24 protein-coding genes and 1 tRNA gene are annotated in these 23,476 nt (G+C 66.6%); 18 read left to right on the top strand and 7 right to left on the bottom strand.

Translation table 11 applies throughout. The annotated features are described in order from the left end of the window. Positions 1 to 1,227 carry a lipopolysaccharide biosynthesis protein gene (locus ABID97_RS23005; protein ID WP_354401000.1) on the top strand — a complete coding sequence of 409 codons (1,227 nt, stop codon included), beginning with the start codon at positions 1 to 3 and terminating at the stop codon, positions 1,225 to 1,227. Positions 1,228 to 1,294: 67 nt separating this feature from the next. Here the strand turns inward: ABID97_RS23005 and ABID97_RS23000 are convergent, their stop codons facing one another. Continuing rightward, the gene (locus tag ABID97_RS23000; protein WP_354400999.1) at positions 1,295 to 4,324 is read right to left on the bottom strand and encodes a YjbH domain-containing protein; all 3,030 of its coding nucleotides are present in this window, start codon (positions 4,322 to 4,324) and stop codon (positions 1,295 to 1,297) included. Continuing rightward, positions 4,321 to 4,941, bottom strand: a complete 621-nt coding sequence (locus tag ABID97_RS22995; protein ID WP_354400997.1) for a YjbF family lipoprotein — start codon at positions 4,939 to 4,941, stop codon at positions 4,321 to 4,323. The genes ABID97_RS23000 and ABID97_RS22995 overlap by 4 nt, the downstream gene beginning before the upstream one ends. 105 nt (positions 4,942 to 5,046) lie before the next feature. Here ABID97_RS22995 and ABID97_RS22990 point away from each other — a divergent pair, with 105 nt between their 5' ends. The 7 genes from ABID97_RS22990 (at position 5,047) to ABID97_RS22960 (ending at position 9,988) form a co-directional block, all read left to right on the top strand. Beyond that, positions 5,047 to 5,406: a hypothetical protein gene (locus tag ABID97_RS22990; RefSeq protein WP_354400996.1), complete on the top strand. Its 360-nt coding sequence runs from the start codon at positions 5,047 to 5,049 to the stop codon at positions 5,404 to 5,406. A gap of 253 nt (positions 5,407 to 5,659) precedes the next feature. Beyond that, complete coding sequence (gene petA, locus ABID97_RS22985; protein WP_354400994.1) at positions 5,660 to 6,274, top strand: ubiquinol-cytochrome c reductase iron-sulfur subunit; 615 nt, start codon at positions 5,660 to 5,662, stop codon at positions 6,272 to 6,274. 14 nt (positions 6,275 to 6,288) lie between these two features. Next, entirely contained in the window at positions 6,289 to 7,725 is a 1,437-nt protein-coding gene (locus ABID97_RS22980; protein WP_354400993.1) for a cytochrome b, read from the top strand. A 29-nt stretch (positions 7,726 to 7,754) separates the two neighbouring features. Next, on the top strand, positions 7,755 to 8,528 hold the full coding sequence (locus ABID97_RS22975; protein ID WP_354400992.1) for a cytochrome c1: 774 nt from the start codon (positions 7,755 to 7,757) through the stop codon (positions 8,526 to 8,528). A 93-nt stretch (positions 8,529 to 8,621) separates the two neighbouring features. Next, complete coding sequence (locus tag ABID97_RS22970) at positions 8,622 to 9,233, top strand: glutathione S-transferase N-terminal domain-containing protein (protein ID WP_028260168.1); 612 nt, start codon at positions 8,622 to 8,624, stop codon at positions 9,231 to 9,233. Between the two features lie 29 nt (positions 9,234 to 9,262). After that, entirely contained in the window at positions 9,263 to 9,844 is a 582-nt protein-coding gene (locus ABID97_RS22965; RefSeq protein ID WP_354400991.1) for a ClpXP protease specificity-enhancing factor, read from the top strand. Positions 9,845 to 9,912: 68 nt separating this feature from the next. Further along, positions 9,913 to 9,988 (top strand) — tRNA-Thr (locus ABID97_RS22960). Positions 9,989 to 10,003: 15 nt separating this feature from the next. On the opposite strand, the gene ABID97_RS22955 is transcribed toward ABID97_RS22960, so the two are convergent. Together ABID97_RS22955 and ABID97_RS22950 are read right to left on the bottom strand one after the other, a co-directional pair. Beyond that, entirely contained in the window at positions 10,004 to 10,399 is a 396-nt protein-coding gene (locus tag ABID97_RS22955; protein ID WP_354400990.1) for a hypothetical protein, read from the bottom strand. Between the two features lie 145 nt (positions 10,400 to 10,544). Next, entirely contained in the window at positions 10,545 to 11,567 is a 1,023-nt protein-coding gene (locus ABID97_RS22950; RefSeq protein ID WP_354400989.1) for an SDR family oxidoreductase, read from the bottom strand. 192 nt (positions 11,568 to 11,759) lie between these two features. On the opposite strand from ABID97_RS22950, the gene ABID97_RS22945 reads away from it, so the two are divergent. Beyond that, entirely contained in the window at positions 11,760 to 12,380 is a 621-nt protein-coding gene (locus tag ABID97_RS22945) for a DUF1003 domain-containing protein (RefSeq protein ID WP_354400988.1), read from the top strand. 15 nt (positions 12,381 to 12,395) lie between these two features. Here the strand turns inward: ABID97_RS22945 and recJ are convergent, their stop codons facing one another. After that, positions 12,396 to 14,120: a single-stranded-DNA-specific exonuclease RecJ gene (recJ, locus tag ABID97_RS22940; RefSeq protein ID WP_354400987.1), complete on the bottom strand. Its 1,725-nt coding sequence runs from the start codon at positions 14,118 to 14,120 to the stop codon at positions 12,396 to 12,398. After that, positions 14,117 to 15,085 carry a hypothetical protein gene (locus tag ABID97_RS22935; RefSeq protein ID WP_354400986.1) on the bottom strand — a complete coding sequence of 323 codons (969 nt, stop codon included), beginning with the start codon at positions 15,083 to 15,085 and terminating at the stop codon, positions 14,117 to 14,119. The genes recJ and ABID97_RS22935 overlap by 4 nt, the downstream gene beginning before the upstream one ends. A 133-nt stretch (positions 15,086 to 15,218) precedes the next feature. Here ABID97_RS22935 and ABID97_RS22930 point away from each other — a divergent pair, with 133 nt between their 5' ends. From ABID97_RS22930 to ABID97_RS22900, 7 genes are all read left to right on the top strand, one after another. Further along, positions 15,219 to 16,475, top strand: a complete 1,257-nt coding sequence (locus ABID97_RS22930; RefSeq protein WP_354400985.1) for a lipoprotein-releasing ABC transporter permease subunit — start codon at positions 15,219 to 15,221, stop codon at positions 16,473 to 16,475. Then, a complete protein-coding gene (gene lolD, locus ABID97_RS22925; protein WP_354400984.1) occupies positions 16,468 to 17,145 on the top strand; it encodes a lipoprotein-releasing ABC transporter ATP-binding protein LolD in 678 nt (225 codons plus the stop codon). Before ABID97_RS22930 ends, lolD begins: the two co-directional genes overlap by 8 nt. Positions 17,146 to 17,473: 328 nt before the next feature. Continuing rightward, positions 17,474 to 18,202 carry a hypothetical protein gene (locus tag ABID97_RS22920; protein WP_354400983.1) on the top strand — a complete coding sequence of 243 codons (729 nt, stop codon included), beginning with the start codon at positions 17,474 to 17,476 and terminating at the stop codon, positions 18,200 to 18,202. Then, a complete protein-coding gene (locus ABID97_RS22915) occupies positions 18,199 to 18,723 on the top strand; it encodes a GTP-binding protein (RefSeq protein ID WP_354400982.1) in 525 nt (174 codons plus the stop codon). Before ABID97_RS22920 ends, ABID97_RS22915 begins: the two co-directional genes overlap by 4 nt. A gap of 44 nt (positions 18,724 to 18,767) precedes the next feature. Next, a complete protein-coding gene (locus tag ABID97_RS22910; RefSeq protein ID WP_354400981.1) occupies positions 18,768 to 19,151 on the top strand; it encodes a roadblock/LC7 domain-containing protein in 384 nt (127 codons plus the stop codon). 99 nt (positions 19,152 to 19,250) lie between these two features. After that, positions 19,251 to 19,610 (top strand): hypothetical protein, encoded by a 360-nt coding sequence (locus tag ABID97_RS22905; RefSeq protein WP_354400980.1) that lies wholly within the window; start codon positions 19,251 to 19,253, stop codon positions 19,608 to 19,610. 151 nt (positions 19,611 to 19,761) lie between these two features. Next, positions 19,762 to 20,355, top strand: a complete 594-nt coding sequence (locus ABID97_RS22900; RefSeq protein WP_354400979.1) for an ATP-dependent Clp protease proteolytic subunit — start codon at positions 19,762 to 19,764, stop codon at positions 20,353 to 20,355. On the opposite strand, the gene ABID97_RS22895 is transcribed toward ABID97_RS22900, so the two are convergent. Continuing rightward, positions 20,356 to 20,742 carry a RidA family protein gene (locus tag ABID97_RS22895; RefSeq protein ID WP_354400978.1) on the bottom strand — a complete coding sequence of 129 codons (387 nt, stop codon included), beginning with the start codon at positions 20,740 to 20,742 and terminating at the stop codon, positions 20,356 to 20,358. Positions 20,743 to 20,931: 189 nt separating this feature from the next. Between ABID97_RS22895 and ABID97_RS22890 the strand changes: the two genes are divergently transcribed. Both ABID97_RS22890 and ABID97_RS22885 read left to right on the top strand, forming a co-directional pair. Then, complete coding sequence (locus ABID97_RS22890; RefSeq protein ID WP_354400976.1) at positions 20,932 to 22,506, top strand: ABC transporter substrate-binding protein; 1,575 nt, start codon at positions 20,932 to 20,934, stop codon at positions 22,504 to 22,506. Positions 22,507 to 22,533: 27 nt separating this feature from the next. Next, positions 22,534 to 23,475: an ABC transporter permease gene (locus ABID97_RS22885; RefSeq protein ID WP_354400975.1), complete on the top strand. Its 942-nt coding sequence runs from the start codon at positions 22,534 to 22,536 to the stop codon at positions 23,473 to 23,475. Position 23,476: the final 1 nt, after the last annotated feature.

Below are 23,476 nucleotides of genomic sequence, written 5' to 3'. Positions count from 1 at the left end.
ATGGCGTCCGGCATACGAAAACGCCTCGGCGGTCCGATCCTTGCCGTTGCAGACCAGTGCATCTACAGCGCGAGCCAGCTGCTGCTGAGCTTCGCGCTCGCGCGGGCGTTGTCTCCGTCGGATTTCGGCATCGCCTCGGCATTCCTGGCGATTGCCAGCTTCCAGTACATCCTGCACACCGCGGTGGTCCATGAGCCCCTGCTGATCAGGCGCCACTACGCCAATCTTGCCGCTGTCTGGTGGAGCTGGGCGCTGGTGCTCGCGGTGTCGCTGGCCGGTTTCCTGGCCTGGCAGTTCACGAGCTTCCCGGGGCCGGCAAGCTGGGCCGGCGTGGCGCTGATCGTGGGCTACGAGATATTCTGGCTGTCTCGCAGCGTGCTGCTTGTCGGCCGCCGGTACCTGGTGCTGTGCATCTCCGGCGTGGCGATCGGCATCGGCTACGTGGCGGTCCTCATCGGGGCCAAGCCGGCCACGTGGACGCAGGCTTTGTTGTGGATCGCGGTGATCCAGCTGCCTTTTGCGGTGTTGATCGCCGGGTCGTTGACAGGCGTGATCGCACCGCTGCCCGCGCCCGCCGATTCCCAGGCACTGACGGTGAGGGAAGCCGCGAGCTACGGTTGGAAAGCCAGTCTTTCACAGCTCATGAGCTGGATCATGACGGGCGGCGCGATCCTGCTGCTGGGCTCCTCGGCAGATTCGGCACAAGGCGGCCTGCTGAAGATCTACATCACGTTCCTGCTGCCCATGCAGTACGTCTTGCTGGCACTGGGCTACTACATCCTGCCCAGGCTGGCGGCCGGCTGGAACACCGACAGGCGAGGGGAGGCTTTCAGGCTCTTCATCCAGTTCGCGCTCTTCGGTTTCGTGGTGGCCGAGATCGGCGGCGTGCTGCTGGGGCTGCTCGGGCCGCAGCTGGTGGTGCTGGCGTTCGGCAGGAACTACGGCGGCATGGATTTCTCGCCGTTCTTCTACGCGCCGGCCATCTTCGGCCTCACGATGTGCCTGCGAACGGGCTTCAGGGCCGCGGCGCGCCCCGGAGCCCTTTTGTGGTGCTCGGCGTTCGGTGCGCTGGTCTTCGCGGCCGGCATGATCGTGGCGAAGCCGCCCATCTCCTACATCCACACCATCAACGCCATGACGCTCGGCTTCGCATGCATGGCGGTGATGATGATCGGCTGGTTGTTCGTCATCATGCGCGGCGCCGGTGCTGCCGCGCCGGCGCGCTGAGTCCACGCATCGCGCATCCCGTGTTCGAACGCCGGCGCCCCGGAAACCTGGGGCGACGTCGGCATGGCTACGGACGCTCGAAGTTCAGGATGTTGTCGCCCGCCTTCGGGCCGCTGCTGTCGGGCGGCGCGAACTTGAAGGCGCTCGGGTCCCGCGCGGAAGTCATCTCGTAGAGCGGGTGGATCCGGGCCAGGCGCGCACCGCCGTCGCGCACCAGCGGCGCCCACGCGAAGTTGGCGGTGAACTTGTTCGAGCGCGGCAGCAGCGCATCGAAGGGCACGGAAAGATAGATGCCCTTGTCGAAGCTGCCTTCGCCGAACTGCCGGGCCGACACGTTGGTCTTGGTGACGTAGGCGCCGAGCACCACGCCGTTGTCGAAGCGCCGGCTGATGTCGATGGTGACCCCGCGATCGCCTGCCAGGTACTGGCCCGCACTGACCTTGGCCAGCACGCCGTGCCAGCCGGTGTCCCAGTAGAGCGTCGCATGGCCGGTGTTGACCTTGTAGTCGCGCAGGCCAAAGTCCTGCTCGAAGTCGCGTTGCCGCACATGGTTGAAATCGACGCCGATGGCCATGCGGCTGCGCCAGGGCCGATAGAGCCATTCCCCGCCGACGCCCGCATACATGCTCTCGAGCGCACCGCCGTACACGCTGTAGTACTGGTTGTCGGTGAGACGGCCGACATGGGTGAGCTGGAACACCGGCATGGTCAGCCGCTTCGAGGTGACGTACTCGCGCTGGTAGGTGCGCACGCGCGGCAGGTTGCTGGGCGCGGTATAGGTGAACTTGTCGAAATTGTCGACGAGGCGCAGGTTCAGTGCGCCGTTGACCCAGGTGCTCGGCGTGAAACGGTACTCCGCCACCGCCTGCACGCCGACCTGGAACAGAACGAACGCGTTCGGACCGCCGAGGATCTGGCCGAGGCTCGGCGTGAGGCCGATGGTGAATTTCTGCACGGGGCGCTCCCATGGCGCCAGTGCCTTGTCTTCCGCGGCGGTCGCCGTGGCGCTCCCGCCCTTCGCCGTGTCGAGGGCCGGCTGGTCGGCGCCGAGCGGCGGGGGCGCATAGTCGCGCTGGCTTGCCGCGCGCAGCTCGCCCGGCGCCTGCGCCTGGTAGTGCGCCGTGACCCATTCGCCGCGGTCGACCACCTGCGCGTGCAGCGCCAGGCCCCGTTCCGAATAGTGCAGGACAAAATTCTTGACCGACGCCGGCGCGTCGCGATGCAGCACCGCGATGATCTGCTCGACACGGGCGGTGCGGTAGACGGTGGCGCTTTCGGTGATCCACACGTGCAGCATCGGGCCCTGCGGCGCAATGCGCTGCACCGTCCATTCGGTGCGGCTTTCGATGTCCGCCGCCGTGGCCGCCCAGCCCGGTGAAGCGGCAGGCGGCTGCGGCGAAAAGCGCGGCATCGGTGCATCCGCCGTCTTCGGCATCTGCATCGTTGCCAGGTTGGTCTGCAGCGTGAGACCCACCATGACCTTGTTGCCGCGCTCGAAGCCGGCCGAGAACGTCACGCCGGGCGCATACCGGTACTCCAACCCGATGTTGAAGGGCGAGCGCTGCCGCTGGTTGTTCTGGAGCGGCTCGTTCTTGTAGTCGTTGCCTTCGTACTCGAGCTTGACGGTCAGCGGATCCCAGGGCGTGCGCCACTGCACCCCGCCGAACAGTGCGGCGGGTCCGCGAAAGAGCCGGCCGAAGTTGGCGCCGCCCCATGTGGTCTCGCTCACGCGGGTCTTGAAACGGCTGCTCAGGGCGTTGAGCGGATTGCCGATGTTGCCGCTGCTCCCCATGTAGCCCCATCCGATGCCCAGGCTGAAATCCAGGTCCCCGTGGCGCTTGCTCGCCACCAGGTACTCGGACGAAAAGAGCCCGGTGCCGCCGATGTCGCGAAAACCCAGCGCCACCTCCGGAAGGTAGGCCGACTCTTTCCAAAGCCGCGCCTTCAGGTCGATGCTCTTGTCCTTGTAGCCCTGGTTGCTGAGGCCGATGCCGTAGATCCGGTTGCTGACCGAGGTGTAGCGGAACCCGGCTTCGAGCCAGTCCAGCGGCTGGAACATCACGTTCAGCCGCGTATAGGGCGAGACATGCGTGAGGGATGTGCGCATGTCGCCCGCCTGGCCCATGCGGGCGGTGGGCGTCTGCAGCAAGCCGGTCTCGCCCCAGTCGTTGCCGCTGGACTGGAGCGCGCGGTATTGCGGCGCCGCATCGGGGCGTACCGAAATGGCGGTCGGGGCGAAGGGTGCGGCTTGCGCCGTTGGCGCTGATGGTGCTGGTGGCACGGCGCGCGCAGCCGGGAAGGGCGTTGCCGTGGCCATGGCGCCGTCTTGCGGCGACGGCCCTTGCGTGGCCAGGAACTTGATCATGCCCTCCGACAGCGCGTTCAGGTCATCCTGTCCGCGCGGCGCAGCCCAGACCCAGGCGCCTGGTGCCGGCTCGTCGGAGGGATGCGCATTCCACGGCGAGACGCCCACGCGCGCGGTGCGGCCGTCGGGCTGCGCGACCCATGCCCAGTCGTGCTTGCCTTCGGAGTCGCAGGCCGCCACGTAGTCCCACGCCGTGCGGCCCGCCTCGTGCGTGACCTGGCAAAGCTGCCCGTCGGGGCGCACGACCGCGATCGTCTTCAGCGCGGGCGGAGGACCGACGAGTTGCTGGCCCGCTTTCAGCACGGGGTCTTCTTCCGGATGCGCCTCGAGCCATCGCGGGTCCACGATGCCGAGCGCGACGCGCCCAGTCACCGGCAGGCCCTGCAGCCATGCGATCAACTGCAGGCGCTCGCCCTGTTGTTCGCGCGGTGCGCGCCGCGAGGCCGCGTCGAGCCGCAGCAGCAATTGGTTCTTCAGGAATTGCTGCGCCAGCCGCTCCTGCGGAACACGCCACGAGAGGCCGGGCGCCGCCGTCCCGGCCGGCTGGCGCAGCAGCCAGGCACTGAGCCGCTCACCGGGGCGGATGTCGGCATCGCTGGCCGGGGTCGTGCTGTCGACGGGATTCCCGAGCGACTGGGCGCCGGCGGCGCAACTCGCGGCCAGTGCGCAGGCGACTGCGGCGCGAAGGCGCCAGGGGTGCTTGGCAGTGCCACGGGGAATCAAACTGCTCATTGACCAGCGCTCGCCGCTGCGACGGGTGCTGGGGGGGAAGGCGTCCACTGCTCGAAGCTCATACACAGGTCATTGGAAATACATTGCTCGGAATAGACGACCCGGGGCGTGCCGCCCGCGTGCGAGACGCCGAAGCGCGCGGGAGGCAGCGAGGCCCCCGAAGGGCGCGAAACGCTGCGCTCTTCGTACCAGCGCAAGGACGAGGCCGCGGTGCCCGCCAGGGCGGTCTGCCCGGGCGCGGCGATGGGCGCCAGCGCAATGTCGTCGCGAATGCCGAAACGGTAGCCCGGCATCATGTCGCGCTCGCGCTGGTAAGCCTTCGGCTGCGAGGCGTCCGCGGCGCCGGGCCATGCCGGCAGCGCCGAAAAACGCACCTCGCGCCAGTCGGTGGCGAGGCCGGTGGTTCCCACCAGGCGCCCATCGAGCAGCCTGACGACTTCGCCGGCGCTGCTGTACCAGACCTCGACGGCACCTTCTGGGCGATGGTTGATGTAGCCGAGCACCATGTAGACCGGCTGCCCGCCGGCGACGACGCGCAGATAGCGGTAATTCGGGTTGAAGGTCGGCGCGGGTGCCGCGGCGGCGCCACCATAGATATGCCGCGCCGTGGCCAGCATGGCCGAGGATCCGGAAGAACAGCCGCCAATGCTCAAAAGAAATGCCGACAAAAGACAGCATTCAATCAATCGCGTGGCAGGACCGCCGCGCGGAGCTTTGGGCGAATGCCCTCCCGGCAGGAGGGCCCGCACAGTTATTTCGTGCCGGTCGTGCCCGTGCCGCCTGTGCCGCTGGTGCCGCCCGTGCCGCTGCCCCCGCCGCTGTTGCCCCCGTTTCCGCTGGCAATGGCTGCTGCCAGTCCGATGCTTGCGGCCACGCCGCCGGCCTGGTTGGCCGTGATGCGGCCCGCCGAGGAACTGGTTGCGCCGGTGGCGCTGGCCGGCTGCGGGCCGGGGGTCTGGACCGGAGGCGGATTCTGCGGCGGCGTCTGGGCGAACGCCGAAGAAATACCCAAAGCGCTTATAAAAGCTGCGAAAACCAATGGCTTAATTTTCATTGCGAATATCCTCGTATTTAGCAATTGACAGTTAGGTCAAGATTAGCAGCTAGCGTAGTGCACCGCAACAAATTCGGCCTTTTTACAGGCTTATTGGGTGCAATTCGGTGTGTCGAAATGTCTTTCAAATCCGAATTAATTAATTGTTCTTAATTGAACGGGATGGGCGGAAGGACCGCAGATTCGTGCCCGGCCGGACCGGCGCCGTTGAATATGCGCGCAACAGCCCGCTACAATCGCCGGTTGACCCTGCTCCAGCGAAGAAGACTTAGAGGATCCCCATGAGTGACATGACCTCCGGCTCCCCCCGGATCGACACAAGCAAGCGGACGTGGTTGATCGCATCCAGCTGTGCCGGCGTAGCGGGAGGCGTGGCCACCGCGATTCCCTTTGTGAGTACATTCCAGCCTTCAGAGAAGGCCAAGGCCGCAGGCGCTGCGGTCGAGGTGGACATTGCCGGCCTCAAGGTCGGCGAGAAGATCACCGTCGAGTGGCGCGGCAAGCCGGTGTGGATCCTCAAGCGCACGCCCCAGCAGATTGCCGAGCTGCCCAAGCTCGACGGCCAGCTGGCCGATCCGCTGTCCAAGCGCCACCCTGACGAATTCACCCCCAAGTACGCGCAGAACGAACACCGCTCCATCAAGCCCGACGTGCTGGTGGTGGTGGGCATTTGCACCCATCTCGGCTGCTCGCCCGTCGACCGGCTCCAGGCCGGCCCGCAGCCCTCGCTGCCCGCCGACTGGGAAGGCGGCTTCCTGTGCCCTTGCCACGGTTCCACGTTCGACCTGGCCGGCCGTGTCTTCAAGAACAAGCCCGCGCCCGACAACCTGCCTGTGCCCCCGCACATGTACCTGTCGGAAACCAAGCTCCTGATCGGTGAAGACAAGAAGGCCTGAGGCAGAAGAAGAACATGGCTGAATTCCACGAAATTTCCCCCAACGCGCCCGCGGGCGAGAAGCTGCTCAACTGGGTCGACAACCGCTTCCCGCTGACCAAGCTCTGGAACGACCAGTGGGGCAAGTACTACGCGCCCAAGAACTTCAACTTCTGGTACATCTTCGGCTCGCTCGCGATGCTGGTCCTCGTGATCCAGATCGTGACCGGCATCTTCCTCGTGATGCACTACAAGCCCGATGCGAACCAGGCGTTCGCTTCGGTCGAGTACATCATGCGCGACGTGCCCTGGGGCTGGCTCATCCGCTACATCCACTCGACGGGCGCCTCGGCGTTCTTCATCGTGGTGTACCTGCACATGTTCCGCGGCCTCATGTACGGCAGCTACCGCAAGCCGCGCGAGCTGATCTGGGTCTTTGGCTGCGCGATCTTCCTGTGCCTGATGGCCGAGGCTTTCATGGGCTACCTGCTGCCCTGGGGCCAGATGAGCTACTGGGGCGCCCAGGTGATCGTGAACCTGTTTGCCGCCATTCCCTTCGTCGGCCCCGACCTCGCGCTGCTGATCCGCGGCGACTACGTGGTGAGCGACGCCACGCTCAACCGCTTCTTCAGCTTCCACGTGATCGCTGTGCCGCTGGTGCTGCTCGGCCTCGTGGTGGCCCACCTGATCGCGCTGCACGAAGTGGGTTCGAACAATCCCGACGGCATCGAGATCAAGGCCAACCGCGGCCCCGATGGCCATCCGCTCGACGGCATTCCGTCGCACCCGTACTACACGGTGCACGACATCTTCGGCGTGGTGGTGTTCCTCACGATCTTCTCGGCTGTGATCTTCTTCGCGCCTGAAGCGGGTGGGTACTTCCTCGAGTACAACAACTTCATCCCGGCCGATTCGCTCAAGACGCCCAACCACATCGCGCCGGTCTGGTACTTCACGCCGTTCTATTCGATGCTGCGTGCGACCACCGACGACATGGTGAACGTGTTCGCGCTGATCATCGGCCTGGCCGCCGTGCTGAACTTCGTCAAGGGCCGCTCGAGCACGGCGCTGAAGATCGCGCTCGTGGTCGTGGCCGCCGTGGCGATCTTCCTGCTCAAGGCCTTCGACGCCAAGTTCTGGGGCGTGGTCGTGATGGGCGGCTCGGTCATCATCCTGTTCTTCCTGCCATGGCTCGACCACAGCGAAGTCAAGTCGATCCGCTACCGCCCGAGCTGGCACAAGTATGTCTACGGCGTCTTCGTGTTCTTCTTCCTGATCCTGGGCTACCTGGGCATCCAGGCGCCCGGCGTCTGGGGCAACCTGGTCATCGGTTCGTTCGTGCTGGACATCGCGCAGACCATTTCGCAGATCGGCACGCTTTTCTACTTCGGTTTCTTCCTGCTCATGCCGTGGTGGAGCAGCAAGGGCGAGTTCAAGACCGTGCCCGACCGCGTGACCTTCGCCGCCCATTGAAAAGCCCCACAGAGCTTGAGAGAAACACGATGAAGAAAAGCATTTCCGGCTGGCTCGCGGTGGTGGGCCTGGCATTGGGCCTGACCTTCTCCGCGGCCGCATCCGCCGAGTCCGGCGGCCTTGCCTGGGACAAGGCGCCCAACAAGACCAACGACGTCGCCTCGCTGCAGAACGGCGCCAAGCTGTTCGTCAACTACTGCCTGAATTGCCATTCGGCGGCCTTCATGCGCTACAACCGCCTGCAGGACATCGGCATCAGCGAGCAGCAGATCAAGGACAACCTCCTGTTCGCCACCGACAAGGTCGGCGAGACCATGAAGGCCAACATCGACGCCCGCCAGGCCAAGGACTGGTTCGGCACGACGCCGCCCGACCTGACGCTGGTGGCACGTTCGCGCGCCGGCCACGGCGGCACCGGTGCCGACTACCTGTACACGTACCTGCGCACCTACTACCGCGACGACACCAAGGCCACGGGCTGGAACAACCTCGTGTTCCCGAGCGTTGCCATGCCGAATCCGCTGTGGGAGCTCCAGGGCGAGCGCCGCCCGGTCTACACCAAGATCTCGCAGCATGGCCACGAGACCGAAGTGTTCAAGGGTTGGGAGCAAGTCACTCCCGGTGCCATGACGCCGCTGCAGTTCGACACCGCGGTCGGCGACCTGGTGAGCTACCTGCAATGGATGGCCGAGCCGGCCCAGAACACGCGCATCCGCATCGGCGTGTGGGTCCTGCTGTTCCTGCTCGTGTCGCTCATTTTCGTGTGGCGACTGAACGCCTCGTACTGGAAAGACCTCAAGTAGTTCCGCTCACGCCGACTGGACGCCGCGCGTCCGGTCCCACAGAGTGGGTTGCCAACGCGACCCACTCTTTTTGATTTTTAGGAGTCTCTCGCCATGATGGTCTTGTATTCAGGAACGACCTGCCCCTTTTCCCACCGCTGCCGCTTCGTGTTGTTCGAGAAGGGCATGGACTTCGAAATCCGCGACGTCGACCTCTACAACAAGCCCGAAGACATCGGCGTGATGAATCCCTACGGACAGGTGCCGATCCTGGTCGAGCGCGACCTGATCCTGTACGAGTCGAACATCATCAACGAGTACATCGACGAGCGCTTTCCGCATCCGCAACTGATGCCCGGCGACCCGGTCGACCGTGCGCGCGTGCGCCTGTTCCTGCTCAACTTCGAGAAGGAATTGTTCGTGCACGTGGCCACGCTGGAGAATCGCACGGCCAAGGGCAACGAGAAGGCGCTGGAAAAGGCCCGTGCGCACATCCGCGATCGCCTGACGCAGCTCGCCCCGGTGTTCCTCAAGAACAAGTACATGCTGGGCGACAATTTCTCGATGCTCGACGTGGCGATCGCGCCGCTGCTCTGGCGCCTCGATTACTACGGCATCGACCTCAGCAAGAATGCGGCGCCGCTCCTGAAGTACGCCGAGCGCATCTTCTCGCGCCCTGCGTACATCGAAGCGCTCACCCCTTCCGAAAAGGTCATGCGCAAGTAACTCTGCGTCCACCGTTCTCCGCTGCTTCCATGATCAACGCGCTCGAGTCGTCATCCACCCGCCCGTACCTCATCCGGGCGCTGTACGAATGGTGCACCGACAACGGGTTCACGCCCTATGTCGCGGTGCAGGTGGACGACACCGTCCAGGTGCCGCGCGAGTACGTCAAGAACGGCGAGATCGTGCTGAACATCAGCTTCGATGCGACCAGTTCGCTCAAGCTCGGCAACGATTTCATCGAGTTCAAGGCGCGTTTTGCCGGCAGTGCGCGTGAGATCGTCGTCCCCGTGGGCCGGGTGATCGCCATCTATGCACGCGAGAACGGCCAGGGCATGGCTTTTCCCGCGCCCGTGCCCGCCGGCAGCAATGCCGACGGGGGCAGCGCCGCGTCGCCGGCGGCCGGCGCGCCGTCGCCGCAGGGGCCGGCACGCATGCCGCTGCGCGATGCGTCGCGCGGCAACGAGGGCGACGCCAGCCGGATCGTCCACCTCGTGACGGACGAAGCGGCCGATGGCGGCAATGACGCCGGCTCGCCCATCGACCCGGACGATGAACCGCCGCGGCCACCGGCCGGGGGCGGCAGCCGTCCGTCGCTCAAGCGCGTGAAGTAGCCAGACAGCGGGCCGGAGCTGGACGGGCGGATTGTTCCGCACCGTTAAAATCCGGCCAGAGAATTCGTGCCGCTTTAGCTCAGTTGGTAGAGCACCCGCCTTGTAAGCGGAAGGTCGTCAGTTCGATTCCGACAAGCGGCACCACATCTTCACAGGGGATCAGCAGCGCCCCTTCTTGGCCTGTCCCGGTGGGCAATGGCCTCCGCCGCCGTGGCCTTCGCGTTCGGCGTGATGCGGTTGTTCCGCGCGCCGCCAGTCGCCTTCCCTCCACCGCCAGCCACCGTCGGCCTGGACCCAGCGTCCGGGCGCATACGCGTGGTCGGGGCGTGCGGCCTGCCAGTAGCCGGTGCGCCACACGTAGGCGCGTTCGTTCCATTGCCAGTGGCCAGGCACCCACACCTGGCCGGCCCGCGGACCCGGCATCGGCTCATAGCGCGGCGCGGGTGGCGCGACCTGGATCAGGCCAGGCACGTTGATGTTGACCGAGACCTGCGCCGCGGCGGGCAGGGCGGCCGCGGCGAGCGCGGCGGCGACGAAGAGAGTGGAGACTTTCATTGAGACCTTCAAAGGTGGGAACACGCATGCACAACGCAGGCCAGCGGAAAGTGTAGTCAGGACATTCCCCCGGATCCCCAGGCCGATGAACCGTTCGGCCGTAGGCGGCGGTGCCGCGTTCTCGCGGGCAGCCTCCGCCGAGGCCTCAGATCGCGCCCACGCTGCCCGTGATCGGCAGCACGATGCCGGTGATGTAGCTCGCGCAGCTCGGCGCGGCAAGGAACACGTAGGCGGGCGACAGTTCCTCCGGCTGGGCCGGTCTCTGCAGGTCGGTCTGCTTGCCGAAGTCCTTCACCTTCTCGGGCGGGCTGTCCGCGGGATTCAACGGCGTCCAGACCGGCCCCGGCGCGATCGCGTTGACGCGGATGCCCTTGGGCAGCAGGTTGCTCGCGAGCGACTTGGTGAACGCGTGGATGGCGCCCTTGGTGGTCGAGTAGTCGAGCAGGTGTGCGCTTCCTTCCAGGCCCGTGACCGAGCCGGTGTTGATGATCGACGCGCCCTGGCGCAGGTGCGGCACCGCGGCGCGCGCCATCTGGAAGTAGCCGAAGACGTTGGTCCGCAGCGTCATGTCCAGGCGTTCGTCGGTGATGTCCTCGATCGAGGCCGCATGCAACTGGAACGCCGCGTTGTTCACGAGGATGTCGAGCTTGCCGAAGGCTTCGAGCGTCTTGTCGACCGCTTCGCGGCAGAACGCCGGGTCGGACACGTCGCCCCTGATCGTGATGCAGCGCGCGCCTTCGGCCTCCACGTGGCGACGGGTTTCCTCGGCGTCCTGGTCTTCGTCGAGGTAGGCGATGGCCACGTCGGCGCCTTCACGGGCATAGAGTACCGCCACGGCGCGTCCGATGCCCGAATCACCACCCGTGACCAGTGCCGTCATGCCCTCGAGCTTGCCGCTGCCCTTGTAGTCGGGCGCTTCGAAGCGGGGACGCAGCGCCATTTCCGCTTCGAGGCCCGGCTTGCGGAGGTGCTGGGCCGGCATGGGATTGACGGGTTGTGGCCGCTTGCCGGTCTGCGGCGGCTGGCCGGATGTCTTGGCGGCAGGCTTGGCCTTGTCCTTTTCGTCCTGCGGACGCTGGACGGCGCGCTGCCTCGAGGCGGTGTGCGCCGCGCCTGCGCCGACCCGTGGCTTGGCCGATTTGGTGGGTGTGGCGGTGGTCGATTTCATGGTGCGTGGGCTCCTCTTGCAAAAGTCCACCGTAAAACCGCGCTGGCCCGCCTGCGTAGGAATCCGTCCCGAAAGCGCGCCCGCCGTGTCGCGCGACTTCCACTTTGCTTGCAAAGGCTGACGACGCGCGCCTACGCCCCGCCGCGCGCCGGTTGCGCAATGTCGGGACCTCTCGACTCAGGAGTACAGGCCATGGAGCCTGACAAGGACACGGCCAAGAAAGCCACGCACGGCAACAAGATCAAGAGCAACAACGGCACCGACCGCGGCGGCCTCGCGGGGCGCCGGCCGCCTCGCCAGGGACATCCCTCGATCGAGGCCCTGACGCACCGGAACATCGAGTCGATCCTCGCGCTGGAAGAAGAAAACCGCCGTGCCAAGCCCTTTCTCTACAAGGTGGTCTCCCGCATTTCGCGCTTCTGCGGCACCGTGGCCTTCCTGTGGTGGAACCTCGCTTTTTTCGCCACCTGGATCCTGCTCAACGAGCTGGTCTGGCGCATCGATCCCTATCCCTTCACGTTCCTGCTTTTCCTGGTGTCGATCGAAGCCATCGTGCTCGCGATCCTGATCCTGATCAGCCAGAACATGTCGGCCGAGGAGAGCGAGCACCGGCACCACCTGGACCTGCAGGTGAATCTCCTGAACGAACGGGAAATGACGGCATTGCTGCGGCTTGCCACCCGCATGGCGGAAAAGCTGGACCTGCCGCCGGAAACGCATGAAGAGGTGAAAGCCCTGACCGAGCGCGTCGACCCCGGCAAGGTGCTGCACCAGATCGTGCAGGCCGAGGCCTCGCACGAGGACCGCCGCTGACACGCCGGGCGGCGGCTAGGGCAGCTCGGCGCCTTCGACCAGGAAGCGCACGCGCCGCACGCCTTGCCATTCGTCGGCATCGAGCCGGAAGGCCAGCGTCACGCGCGCGGGCAGCGGGTCGGTGTGGCCGAACCAGATGCCGTCGACCGGCTGGCCCTGGTGCCGCAGCTTGAGCGCCAGGTGCTTCTCGCCCACCAGGCGCTGCGACACCACTTCGACTTCTTCGCTGAAGGTGGGCGGCGCGAAGCCCTGGCCCCAGACCTCTCGGTGCAGCGTGTCGACCAGGTCGATGCGCATGTACTCGCGCGCCAGCGGACCGTCGGTGTCGAGCCGGCGCGTCAGCGTGGCGGCATCGAGCCACTCGTGCGCCACTTCTGCCAGCGCCTGTTCGAACACCTCGAACTTGTCGCGTGCCACGGTGCAGCCGGCGGCCATCGCATGGCCCCCGAAGCGCAGCAGCACGCCGGGATGGCGCTTGGCGACCAGGTCGAGCGCATCGCGCAAGTGAAAGCCGGGGATCGAGCGGCCCGAGCCCTTGAGCTCGTGCGCCTTGCCCGGCGCGCCGCTGGCCGCGAACACGAAGGCCGGGCGATGAAAGCGGTCCTTGATGCGCGAGGCCACGATGCCGACCACGCCTTCGTGGAAGTCGGCGTCGAATACGCTGATGGCGGCCGGCGGCGCCTCGCCGCCTTCGGCCGTGGGACCGAACAGCGATTCGGCCAGCAGCAGCGCCTGGTCGCGCATGCCGCCTTCGATGTCGCGGCGCTCGCGGTTGATGCCGTCGAGCATGCGCGCCAGTTCGTCGGCCCGGCCGGCATCGTCGGTCAGCAGGCACTCGATGCCGAGCGTCATGTCGGCCAGCCGGCCGGCGGCGTTGATGCGCGGCCCGAGTGCAAAGCCGAAGTCGAAGGTGGTGGCCACGGCGGCATTGCGCCCCGCAGCCTTGAACAGCGCCGCTATGCCCGCCGGCAACGCGCCGGCGCGGATGCGGCGAAGGCCCTGTGCCACCAGGCGGCGGTTGTTGGCGTCGAGCTTCACCACATCGGCCACGGTGCCGAGCGCCACCAGCGGAAGCAGCACGTCGAGCTTGGGCTGCGAGGCCGGGGTGAAAGTGCCGCGCGCGCGCAGTTCGGAGCGCAGCGCCAGCAGCACGTAGAACATCACGCCCACGCCGGCGATGCTCTTGCTCTCGAAGCCGCAGCCGGGCTGGTTGGGATTCACCAGCACGTCGGCGGCCGGCAGTTCGGGCCCGGGCAGGTGGTGGTCGGTCACCAGCACCTGCAGGCCGCGCGCCTTGGCGGCGGCCACGCCTTCGACGCTGGCAATGCCGTTGTCGACGGTGATCAGCATGTCGGCGCCGCTGTCGGCCACGCGCTCGGCGATCGGCGGCGTGAGGCCGTAGCCGTCGACCACGCGGTCCGGCACCAGGTAGCTCACGTTCCTGGCGCCGAGCAGGCGCAGGCCGCGCACCGCGACGGCGCAGGCCGTGGCGCCGTCGCAGTCGTAGTCGGCCACGATGCACAGGCGCTTGTGCTGCGCCATGGCGTCGGCCAGCAGCACGGCCGCCTCGCGGGTGCCATGCAGGGTGTCGGGCGGCAGCAGCCGCGCCAGGCCGTCGTCGAGCTCGTCCTTGGCGAGCACGCCGCGCGCCGCGAACAGGCGCGCGAGCAGCGGATGCACGCCCGCCTGTTCGAGCGCCCAGACCGTGCGCGGCGGAATTTCCCTCGCGATGATCTTCATAGCGCCTCGAGCACGCTGGCGGCGCGCGGCCTGTCGAACAGGCTGCGTGCCCAGCCCACCAGGCCGCGCTGCTGCACCGCATGGCGCTGCGCCGAGCGGTCGCCGCACAGCGTGAGCGTGACGTCGGCGCCGGAGGTGTAGTCGGCCAGCAGGCTGGCGATCGCGCTCGCATCGAGTGCCTGCCAGGCTTCTGCCCACCCCGCGCCGTCATCGCGCAGCGCCGCCACGCGCAGCGCGTCGCTCACGGTGGGCTGCGTCGCATCGGCCAGAGGAATGTCGGTAGCAAGCGCACCGGTGCCGCTGAGCCAGAAGGAGTTGATCGGCGGCACGCCGCGGGCGGCGCGGTCGTCGTTCACGCGCTGGGTGTAGAGCAGCATCTGCATTTCGTTCTGGAGACGGCGCAGCGGACGTGCGGCTTCGGCCAGCGGCGACCACTGCGAAATCGGGTGGCCCACCGCGCGGTCGATGGAGGCCGTGGCCAGGTCCTTGAAGATCGGCGCGCGCGCGAGCCAACGTCCTGGTGTGGACGAAGGGTGGAGCGCAATGCCGTCTTCCTCGAAGAAGGGATGTGCGGCCGCCAGCAGGGCGGCCGATTCGGCGGCGTCGATCTCGATGGCCGACGGATCGCCCAGCACCACGTCGTCGATGCCGACCTGCCAGTTGCACAGCGAGACCAGTCCCCAGCCTTCGGGGTCGCCCGGTTCGGCGATGCCGGCGTTCCGGGCCTCCAGCGCCGCCCAGGGAATGCATCCGTCGGGCGCCGTGATGCCCAGCGCCCTGGCGAGCGCGCGCTCGTGGGGCGGTGAGCGCGTGCTTTCGTCCTGCGTGTCGGTGTCGGCGAGCGAGAGCCGGGAGAGCAGGGCTTCGAGGTTGGGCAGGCGCAGCGAAGTCCATGCTGCGCGGCACGCCGGGGAACCGCGGCCGGCAAAGGGAATCAACAGATGACGTGGGAGAGGTTCGGCCATTTCCCTATTGTCCGGGATGCTAGGATGAAAAGCCCCCCGAAGCGCCTTTGGCGCATCTCTCTCAAGGGGGCGCACCTGTCGGCCCGGCAAAGCGGAATCCGTGGGTGCACCTGGCTGGGCTCAAACTGAAAATATGCGACTCCCTTATGAACTGCAGCTCGGCTGGCGCTATACCCGCGCGGGCCGGGCGACGCGGCGCAACGGCTTCATCTCCTTCATCTCCGGCGTGTCGATGCTCGGCATCGCATTGGGGGTGGCGGCGCTGATCATCGTGCTCAGCGTGATGAACGGCTTCCAGAAAGAGGTGCGCGACCGCATGCTCGGCGTGGTCTCGCACATCGAGATTCTTTCGCGCGACGGCCAGGCCCTGCCCGACATCGAAGCCATCACGGCGGCCGCACGCAAGAACCCCGAGGTGATCGGCGCCGCGCCCTTCATTGCCACGCAGGCGCTCATTGCGCGCGGCGAAGACATGAAGGGCACGCTGGTGCGCGGCATCGTGCCCAAGCTCGAACCCGAGGTGACCGACATCGACAGCACCGCGCAGAAGGGCACGCTCGACAAGCTGGTGCCGGGCCAGTTCGGCATCGTGCTGGGTGGTGAGCTGGCGCGCTCGCTGTTCGTGCAGCCGGGCGACCAGGTCACGCTGGTGGCGCCGGGCGGGCAGGTCACGCCGGCCGGCGTGGTGCCACGGCTCAAGCAGTTCACCGTGGTGGGCACCTTCGATTCGGGCCACTACGAATACGACTCGGCGCTGGCCATGATCCACGAGGAAGATGCGCAGCGCGTGTTCCGGCTCGACGGGCCCACCGGCATCCGCATCAAGCTCAAGGACCTGAACGAGGCGCGCGACGTGGCCGACCAGATGGCGGTCACGCTGCCGGGCCAGTTCCTCATCCGCGACTGGACGCGCCAGAACAAGACCTGGTTCGCGGCCGTGCAGGTCGAGAAACGCATGATGTTCATCATCCTCACGCTCATCGTGGCGGTGGCGGCGTTCAACCTGGTGTCCACGCTCGTGATGACGGTGACGGACAAGCGGGCCGACATCGCCATCCTGCGCACGCTGGGCAGTTCGCCGCGCAGCATCATGGGCATCTTCGTGGTGCAGGGCGCGATGGTGGGCGTGATCGGCACCGTGGCCGGGCTGCTGCTGGGGCTGGGCATTGCCTACAACATCGACGTGATCGTGCCGGCGCTGGAACGGCTCTTTCACGCCAGCTTCCTGCCGAAAGACATCTACCTCATCAGCAAGATGCCGAGCGACCCGCAGCGCAGCGACATCATGCCGATCGCGATCATTTCGCTGGTGCTGGCTTTCCTCGCCACGCTGTATCCGAGCTGGCGCGCCAGCCGCGTGAATCCCGCCGAGGCCTTGCGCTATGAGTGATGTCGTTCTCAAGGCCCGCGGCCTCACCAAGCGCTTCCACGAAGGGCGCATCGACCTCACCGTGCTGCACGGCGTCGACCTCGATGTGCGCGCCGGAGAAACGCTCGCCATCGTCGGCGCCTCGGGCTCCGGCAAGAGCACGCTGCTGCACCTCATGGGCGGCCTCGATGCGCCCACGGCCGGCAAGGTCGAACTGCTCGGCAAGGACATCGCGCATGCCGACGCGGCCGAGCAGGGCCGGCTGCGCAACGAGCACCTGGGCTTCGTCTACCAGTTCCATCACCTGCTGCCCGAGTTCAGTGCGCTCGACAACGTCGCCATGCCGCTCAAGATCCGCCGCATGGCGCCGGCGCAGGCGGCAGCAGCGGCCACGAAGATATTGGAAAGCGTGGGCCTGGGCGAGCGGCTGCACCACCGCCCGGCCGAACTGTCGGGCGGCGAGCGCCAGCGCGTGGCCATTGCGCGCGCGCTGGTCACGCAGCCAGCCTGCGTGCTGGCCGACGAGCCCACGGGCAACCTCGACCGCAACACCGCGGACACCGTGTTTGCGCTCATGATCGAACTCGCGCACAAGCACCGCACGGCTTTCGTCATGGTCACGCACGACCAGGAACTCGCCAAGCGCTGCGACCGCGTGCTGCAACTGGTGGCGGGGCGGCTGGCGGGCTGACCCCCGGCTCCCACGATCCCTGAGCTGCCCGAGCGCCCCGACCGACGGTCCGGGCCGGCGCTCCGTTACAACTTTGTCACTAGTTTTCACGCTGCCCGCCAGGGGCCGGCGAGTGGCCACTTGTCCGAAAAAGGCCGCTCGTAACTTGTGTATTCAAATGCAATAAATGTTATATTTTCACATATCACTGCGGTCCAGGCTTCTTGTCCATCCCTGTCAGTGAGCCTGAATCTTTCATAAGCAAAGCCGCGCCACTTCGAGCCGGCGCTTTCAACACGGGTCAACGCAGCTTCGGCCGTTTGGGCGCCGAGCGTCGTCCGGAGGGACCATGACGGGCGATAACAATGTTTCCAGGGGCCAGCGTGCCTTGCTGAGCTACAGCGTCGAAGGGCTGGCGCATCGCGAAGAAGTGCTGCTCAAGTCGCTGATCCGGCTGCTCGACCACCGGACCCACCAGAACTGGTCATGGAAGGCCGAACAGGCCGACCTTCGGGTCGTCGGCGAGCAGGTCGACGCCGGAGACCCCGCCGGCCAGCCGGCAGTGCCCACGTTGACCGTCGCGCAGGTCGATCCCCGGCGCGGGCCCTTCCTGGCGCTGCCGCTGCACACCAATGCGCTGGAGGTTGCGCTCAACCAGCTCGGCGCGATGGTGGTTCATGCCCGCGGGCTCGGGCTGGGCGCAACGGAAACTGCAATCAGCGAACTAGAGGAATTCCGCATGCTGCGCTGGCCGCCTGCGGCCGTGCTCGAAGCGCCCATCCGATTGCGGCTCGCCACGCTGATGTCGAACCGGCCGGCCTCGGTGCTCTCGCTCCAGCAGCGTTCCCCCGCCACGCGCCAGGAGTGTGCGGATTTCATGGCCGACCTGCAGCGCGCCGGCTTGCTCGAGCGTCTTCATGCCGCGCCTGCCAACGCCGGCGCCCTCATGGCCGCCGCGAGCCCGGACAGCGTGTCACCCGACAGACGCCCCGCCGCCCCGGCACGCGATCCCGTGCAACCCGGCCTGCTCGCACGCATCAGGAACCGGCTCGGCCTGCAGCCGGCAGGCCCACAATGACCGTAGAACACAAGATCCTCTTCACCGGCACCATGGGCGCCGGCAAAACGACGGCCATTGGCGCGGTAAGCGAGATTCCGCCGGTGAGCACCGACGTGCGCAACAGCGACACCTCGGTCGCGAAGGCCACCACCACGGTCGGGCTGGACTACGGCGAACTCACGCTCGACAACGGCGACAAGCTGCGGCTGTACGGCACGCCGGGGCAGATGCGCTTCGACTTCATGTGGCGCATCCTGGCGCGCGGTGCGCTGGGCGTGGTCATCTTGGTGGACAACAGCCGCCCCGACCCGCTGGCCGATCTCGACATCTACCTCGACGGCTTCGCCGAACTGATCGCGCAGACCGCCTGCGTGGTGGGAGTGGGGCGCATGGAGAAGCATCCGAATCCCGGCCTCGATGCCTATGCGAAACGCATGGAGGACAAGGGCGTGGTCTGCCCGGTGCTGGCGGCCAACGTCACCGATGCGCGCCAGGTCGTGCAGTTGCTGGAACTGCTCCTGCTCCAACTCGAGGTTTGACGGCGCGGCGCTCCTGCTTGTTCCCCTTACTCAATTCAGCAGCAATGAACACCACACCAAGACTCAGGCTGGCGGCCGAATCGGCCATCGACACCTTGATGCGTGAAATCAAGGGTGTGAAAGCCGTGGTGATCTCGACCGAGGACGGCCTGGAGCTGGCCGCGCGTGTCGAGAACACCGCGCAGGTCGCACGGCTGTCGGCCATCGCCAGTTCACTGGCCGCATTGGGTGCGGTGGCCGGCGAAGAGAGCCAGCTGGGCCAGTGCGACAACGTGGCGATCGAAGCCACCCACGGCCACATCCTGATGCTGCAGGCGCGACACCCCGAGATGACGCTGATCGTGAGTGTGGTCACCAGCCGCGAAGCCATCATCGGCCAGGTCCTCTACTTCGCGAAGCAGGCGACGCTGCTGCTGCAGCAGGCCTGACACCCGCATCTGCGCACTTCCATTCCATATCGGTGGCCGCCCATTCCCTTCGCCCGGGTGGCTGCCGACTTTCAGGGGCGAGGACTAGGAAAGATTTCGATGGCAACAATCAAGCAATCCATGGAAGAGCTGATGACCTGTGATGGCGCGCAGTGCGCGGCGGTGGTCGACTCGGGCAGCGGGATGATCCTGGGCCAGATCGGCTCGGGCGTCGACCTCGAGGTGGCTGCCGCGGGCAACACCGAAGTGGTCCGCGCGAAGATGCGCACGATGCGCGACCTCGGGCTGAACGACGTGATCGAAGACATGCTCATCACCCTTGGCAAGCAATACCACATCATCCGCCCGATGCAAAAGAAGGAAGGCCTGTTCGTCTACCTGGTGCTGGACAAGGCCAAGTCGAACCTCGCCATGGCGCGCCGCAGGACGCTCGAGGTCGAACAGAACATGGTCGTCTAGGCGGGGGGGGGCGGCCGGCTGGCCGCTCCGGAGCCTGCGGGCGCAAACGCCATTCGAACAAATCGGAGGCCAGGTGCAGCCGATGCGAAATGCCGCGAAACTGTCGGTCTGGCGGCATGATGCCGTTCTATCACAGGAGCGCTCTCTCATCATGGAAACCGACGACGACACCCAACCCGCGGCCACCGCCGAGCCGCGCAATTCCTACCTGGAAGAAAAAGCCTTCAAGTCGCGCACGCTGCTGATCTTCGGCAGCATCACCGATGCGGTGGCCGCCGACGTGACGCGCAGGCTCATCGCGCTGGATGCCGACAGCGCCGAAAAACCCATCGACATCCTGGTGAGCTCGCCGGGCGGCCACCTGGAGTCAGGCGACGCCATCCACGACATCGTGCGCTTCATCAGCGCCCCCGTGAACATGATCGGCACCGGCTGGGTCGGCAGCGCCGCCACGCATCTCTACCTCGCAGCGCCGCGTGAGCGGCGCGTGTGCCTGCCCAACACGCGCTTCCTGATCCACCAGCCCAGCGGCGGCGCGGGCGGGCAGGCGACCGACATCGCGATCCAGGCGCAGGAAATCATCAAGGCACGGCACCGCATCGCGCACGAGATCGCGCGCGAAACGGGCAAGCCGATCGACGTGGTGCTGGCCGACATCGAGCGCGACCGCTGGCTCTCGGCCGCGGAGGCGGTCGAATACGGACTCGTCTCGCGCATCATCCAGCGCAAGACCGAGCTCCTGTAATTACTTGGGCTTGTAGGCCACCACGTCGATCTCGACTTTCGCATCGACCATGAGCCGCGCCTCGGTGGTCGAGCGGGCCGGCTTGTTTTCACCGAAGTAACCCATGTAGATGCGGTTGAAGGCACCAAAGTCGCGCGCATCCTGCAGCCAGACGGTGCTCTTGCAGACGTCGTCGAGCGTCGCGCCGGCCAGTGCGAGCACCTTTTTCAGGTTTTCCATCACCTGGCGTGTCTGTGCCTCGATGCCGCCCACCACGATCTCGCCTTCGGCATTGGCGGGCACCTGGCCCGACACATAAATGAAATCGCCGGCGCGCACGGCGGGGGAGAAGGGACGCGCCTGGCGGTCCGAGGCGACGGGCGGGGCGCCGAGGTATTCGAGCGGCATGGTGTGAACTCCTGAAGCAAGACAAATGGAAAACGAGGGACCCGAGTATCGGTTGAAACTGAAAAGATATTTCAGAAATGCCGTAAAACAAGGGTTAACACGGATGATTTGGCACAGATACTGCTTCAAAGTGCGGGCCGAACAGAAAGTTTCTTTCAAATCTTGCCTGCCCCACCGAAGGAGTTCCCCATGTCCCACGCCGGTCTAGTCCAGCGCCTGCCGAAGCTGTCGAAGCGCAGCCTGCTGGGCGCGTCCCTCGTCGCACTGCTCTGTGCCGCGCTGCCTCACTCGCCGGCGCAGGCGCAGGGAGCCCGCAACTTCGCCACGCTGGCGATGGTGGCCGAACCGCAGACGCTCGACCCGATGGCCTCCACGGCCGACCTGGTCGGAACCATCATGCAGCACGTGTACGAGACGCTCTACACCTTCGATGCGAAGTGGAACGTGGTGCCGATGCTGGCCGAGACCATGCCGAAGATCTCCGCCGACGGCAAGAGCTACGCCATCACCTTGCGCAACGGCGTGACGCTGCACAACGGCCGCGAACTCAACGCCGACGACGTGGTGGCCAGCCTGCAGCGCTGGATGGACCAGTCGCCGCGCGGCAAGGCCGTAGGCAAGGAGATCGAGAGCCTCAAGGCCAAGGGCGCGCTGGGCGTGGAGATCGTGCTGAAGGCGCCCTATGCGCCGCTGCTGTCGCAGCTCGCACTGCCCAGCGGCATGGCCGCCATCATGGCGAAGGATTCGATCGCCTCGCCGCTCAAGGACTTCGTCGGCACCGGCCCCTACAAGTTCAAGGAGCGCCGTCCCGACCAGTTCGTGCTGCTCACGCGCTTCGACAAGTACACGGCACGCAAGGAGCCCGCGAGCGGCTACGGCGGCAAGCGCGAAGCCGCCATCGAGGAGCTTCGCTTCGTGCCCGTGCCCAACGCCAGCACGCGCGTCGAAGGCGCGCTGGCAGGCCAGTACGACTTTGCCGACCTGCTGCCGGTCGAGGCCCTGCCGCGGCTCGAGAAGTCGAGCGGCAAGACCGTGCCGATCATGACGCCGTCGTTCGGCTTTCCGTACCTCGTGCTCAATACCAAGGAAGGCGTGGCCGCGAACCAGGCCGTGCGCCAGGCTATTCAGTCCGCGCTCGGCGAAGGCGAGATGCTCGCGGCCGGCTTCGGCGACACGCGCTTCTTCGTCGCCGAAGGCAACCACTTCCCCAAGGGCTCGCCGTTCTATTCGACCGCCGGCACCACGCTGTACAACGAGCGCAACGCGGCCAAGGCCAAGGAGGCGGCGGCCAAGGCCGGCTACAAGGGCGAGCCGATCCGCGTGCTCACCAGCCGCCAGTACGACTTCCACTACAACATGTCGCTGCTCATGGCCGAGCAGCTCAAGCGCGCCGGCTTCAAGGTGGACCTGAACGTGGTGGACTGGGCCACGCTGGTGCAGCGGCGCAACGACCCCAAGCTGTGGGACATCTACGTCACCCACTCGGGCCAGTTCCCCGAGCCGATGCTCTCGCCGCCGCAACTTGGCGACGGTGCACCCGGCTGGTGGGATTCGCCGGCCAAGAAGTCGGCACTGCAGGCCTTCAACGTCGAGAGCGATCCCGCCAAGCGCGGCGCGCTCTGGGGCAAGGTGCAGCAGGTGGTCTACGAAGAAGTGCCGTACATCAACGTCGGCAAGTTCAACGGCCTCTCGGCCAAAAGCCCGGCGCTGGACAACTACCAGCCCGCCACCTGGCCGTTCTTCTGGAACGCGCGCATCAAGTAAAGCCCGGCGCCCTGGAGTCCACCCCACATGTTCCGCTATCTCGCCTCCCGCGCCGCCGGCATGCTCGTCGTGCTGGCCATCGTGGCGGTGCTCGTCTTCGTGCTCACGCGCGCGGCCTCGGGCGACCCGGTCTCGGTGCTGCTCGGCGACCAGGCCACCGCGGCCGACGTCGCGCGCGTGCAGAAAGAGTACGGCCTGGACAAGCCGCTGCCGGTGCAGTTCGGCTACTGGCTGCGCGAAGTGCTTCAGGGCAACCTCGGCACCTCGATCTTTCTGCAGCGGCCCGTGACGCAGGCGCTGTGGGAGCGCGCCGAACCGACCACGCTGCTGGCGTTGATGGCCGTCGCCATCGCGGCGCTGATCGGCGTGCCCTGCGGCATTGTCTCGGCGGTGTTCCGCGGGCGGGTGGTCGACCAGCTGTTCACCGGCATCGCGATGCTCGGCGCCAGCATCCCGAGCTTCTGGCTCGGCATCGTGCTGATCCAGGTCTTCGCGGTGTCCTTCGGCTGGTTCCCGGTGTCGGGCTACGGCGCGCCCGATGCGCCATTTGCCGAGCGGCTGCATGCGCTGGTGCTGCCGGCCACGGTGCTGGGATTGCTCAACTCGGCGCTCATCATCCGCTTCACGCGCGCCTCGATGCTCGACGTGCTGGGCGAGGACTACGTGCGCACCGCCCGCTCCAAGGGCTTGAGCGAAAGCACGGTGGTGCTCAAGCACGCGCTGCGCAATGCGCTGGTGCCGATCGTCACGGTGATCGGACTCACGGTCGCGCTGATGATCGGCGGCGCCGTCATCACCGAGACCGTGTTCGGGCTGCCGGGCGTCGGCAACCTGGTGGTGAGTGCGGTGCTGCGGCGCGACTATCCGGTGATCCAGGGCGCCCTGCTCGTGATTGCGGCGATCTACGTGCTGATCAATTTTTCGATCGACCTGCTGTACGCCGTGGTCGATCCGCGCGTGAAGGTTTGAG

The sequence above is a fragment of the Variovorax sp. OAS795 genome (assembly GCF_040546685.1).
Lineage (GTDB): Bacteria > Pseudomonadota > Gammaproteobacteria > Burkholderiales > Burkholderiaceae_C > Variovorax.
Note: the sequence above shows the minus strand (reverse complement) of the source record. Positions and strands in the feature narration are given on the sequence as shown.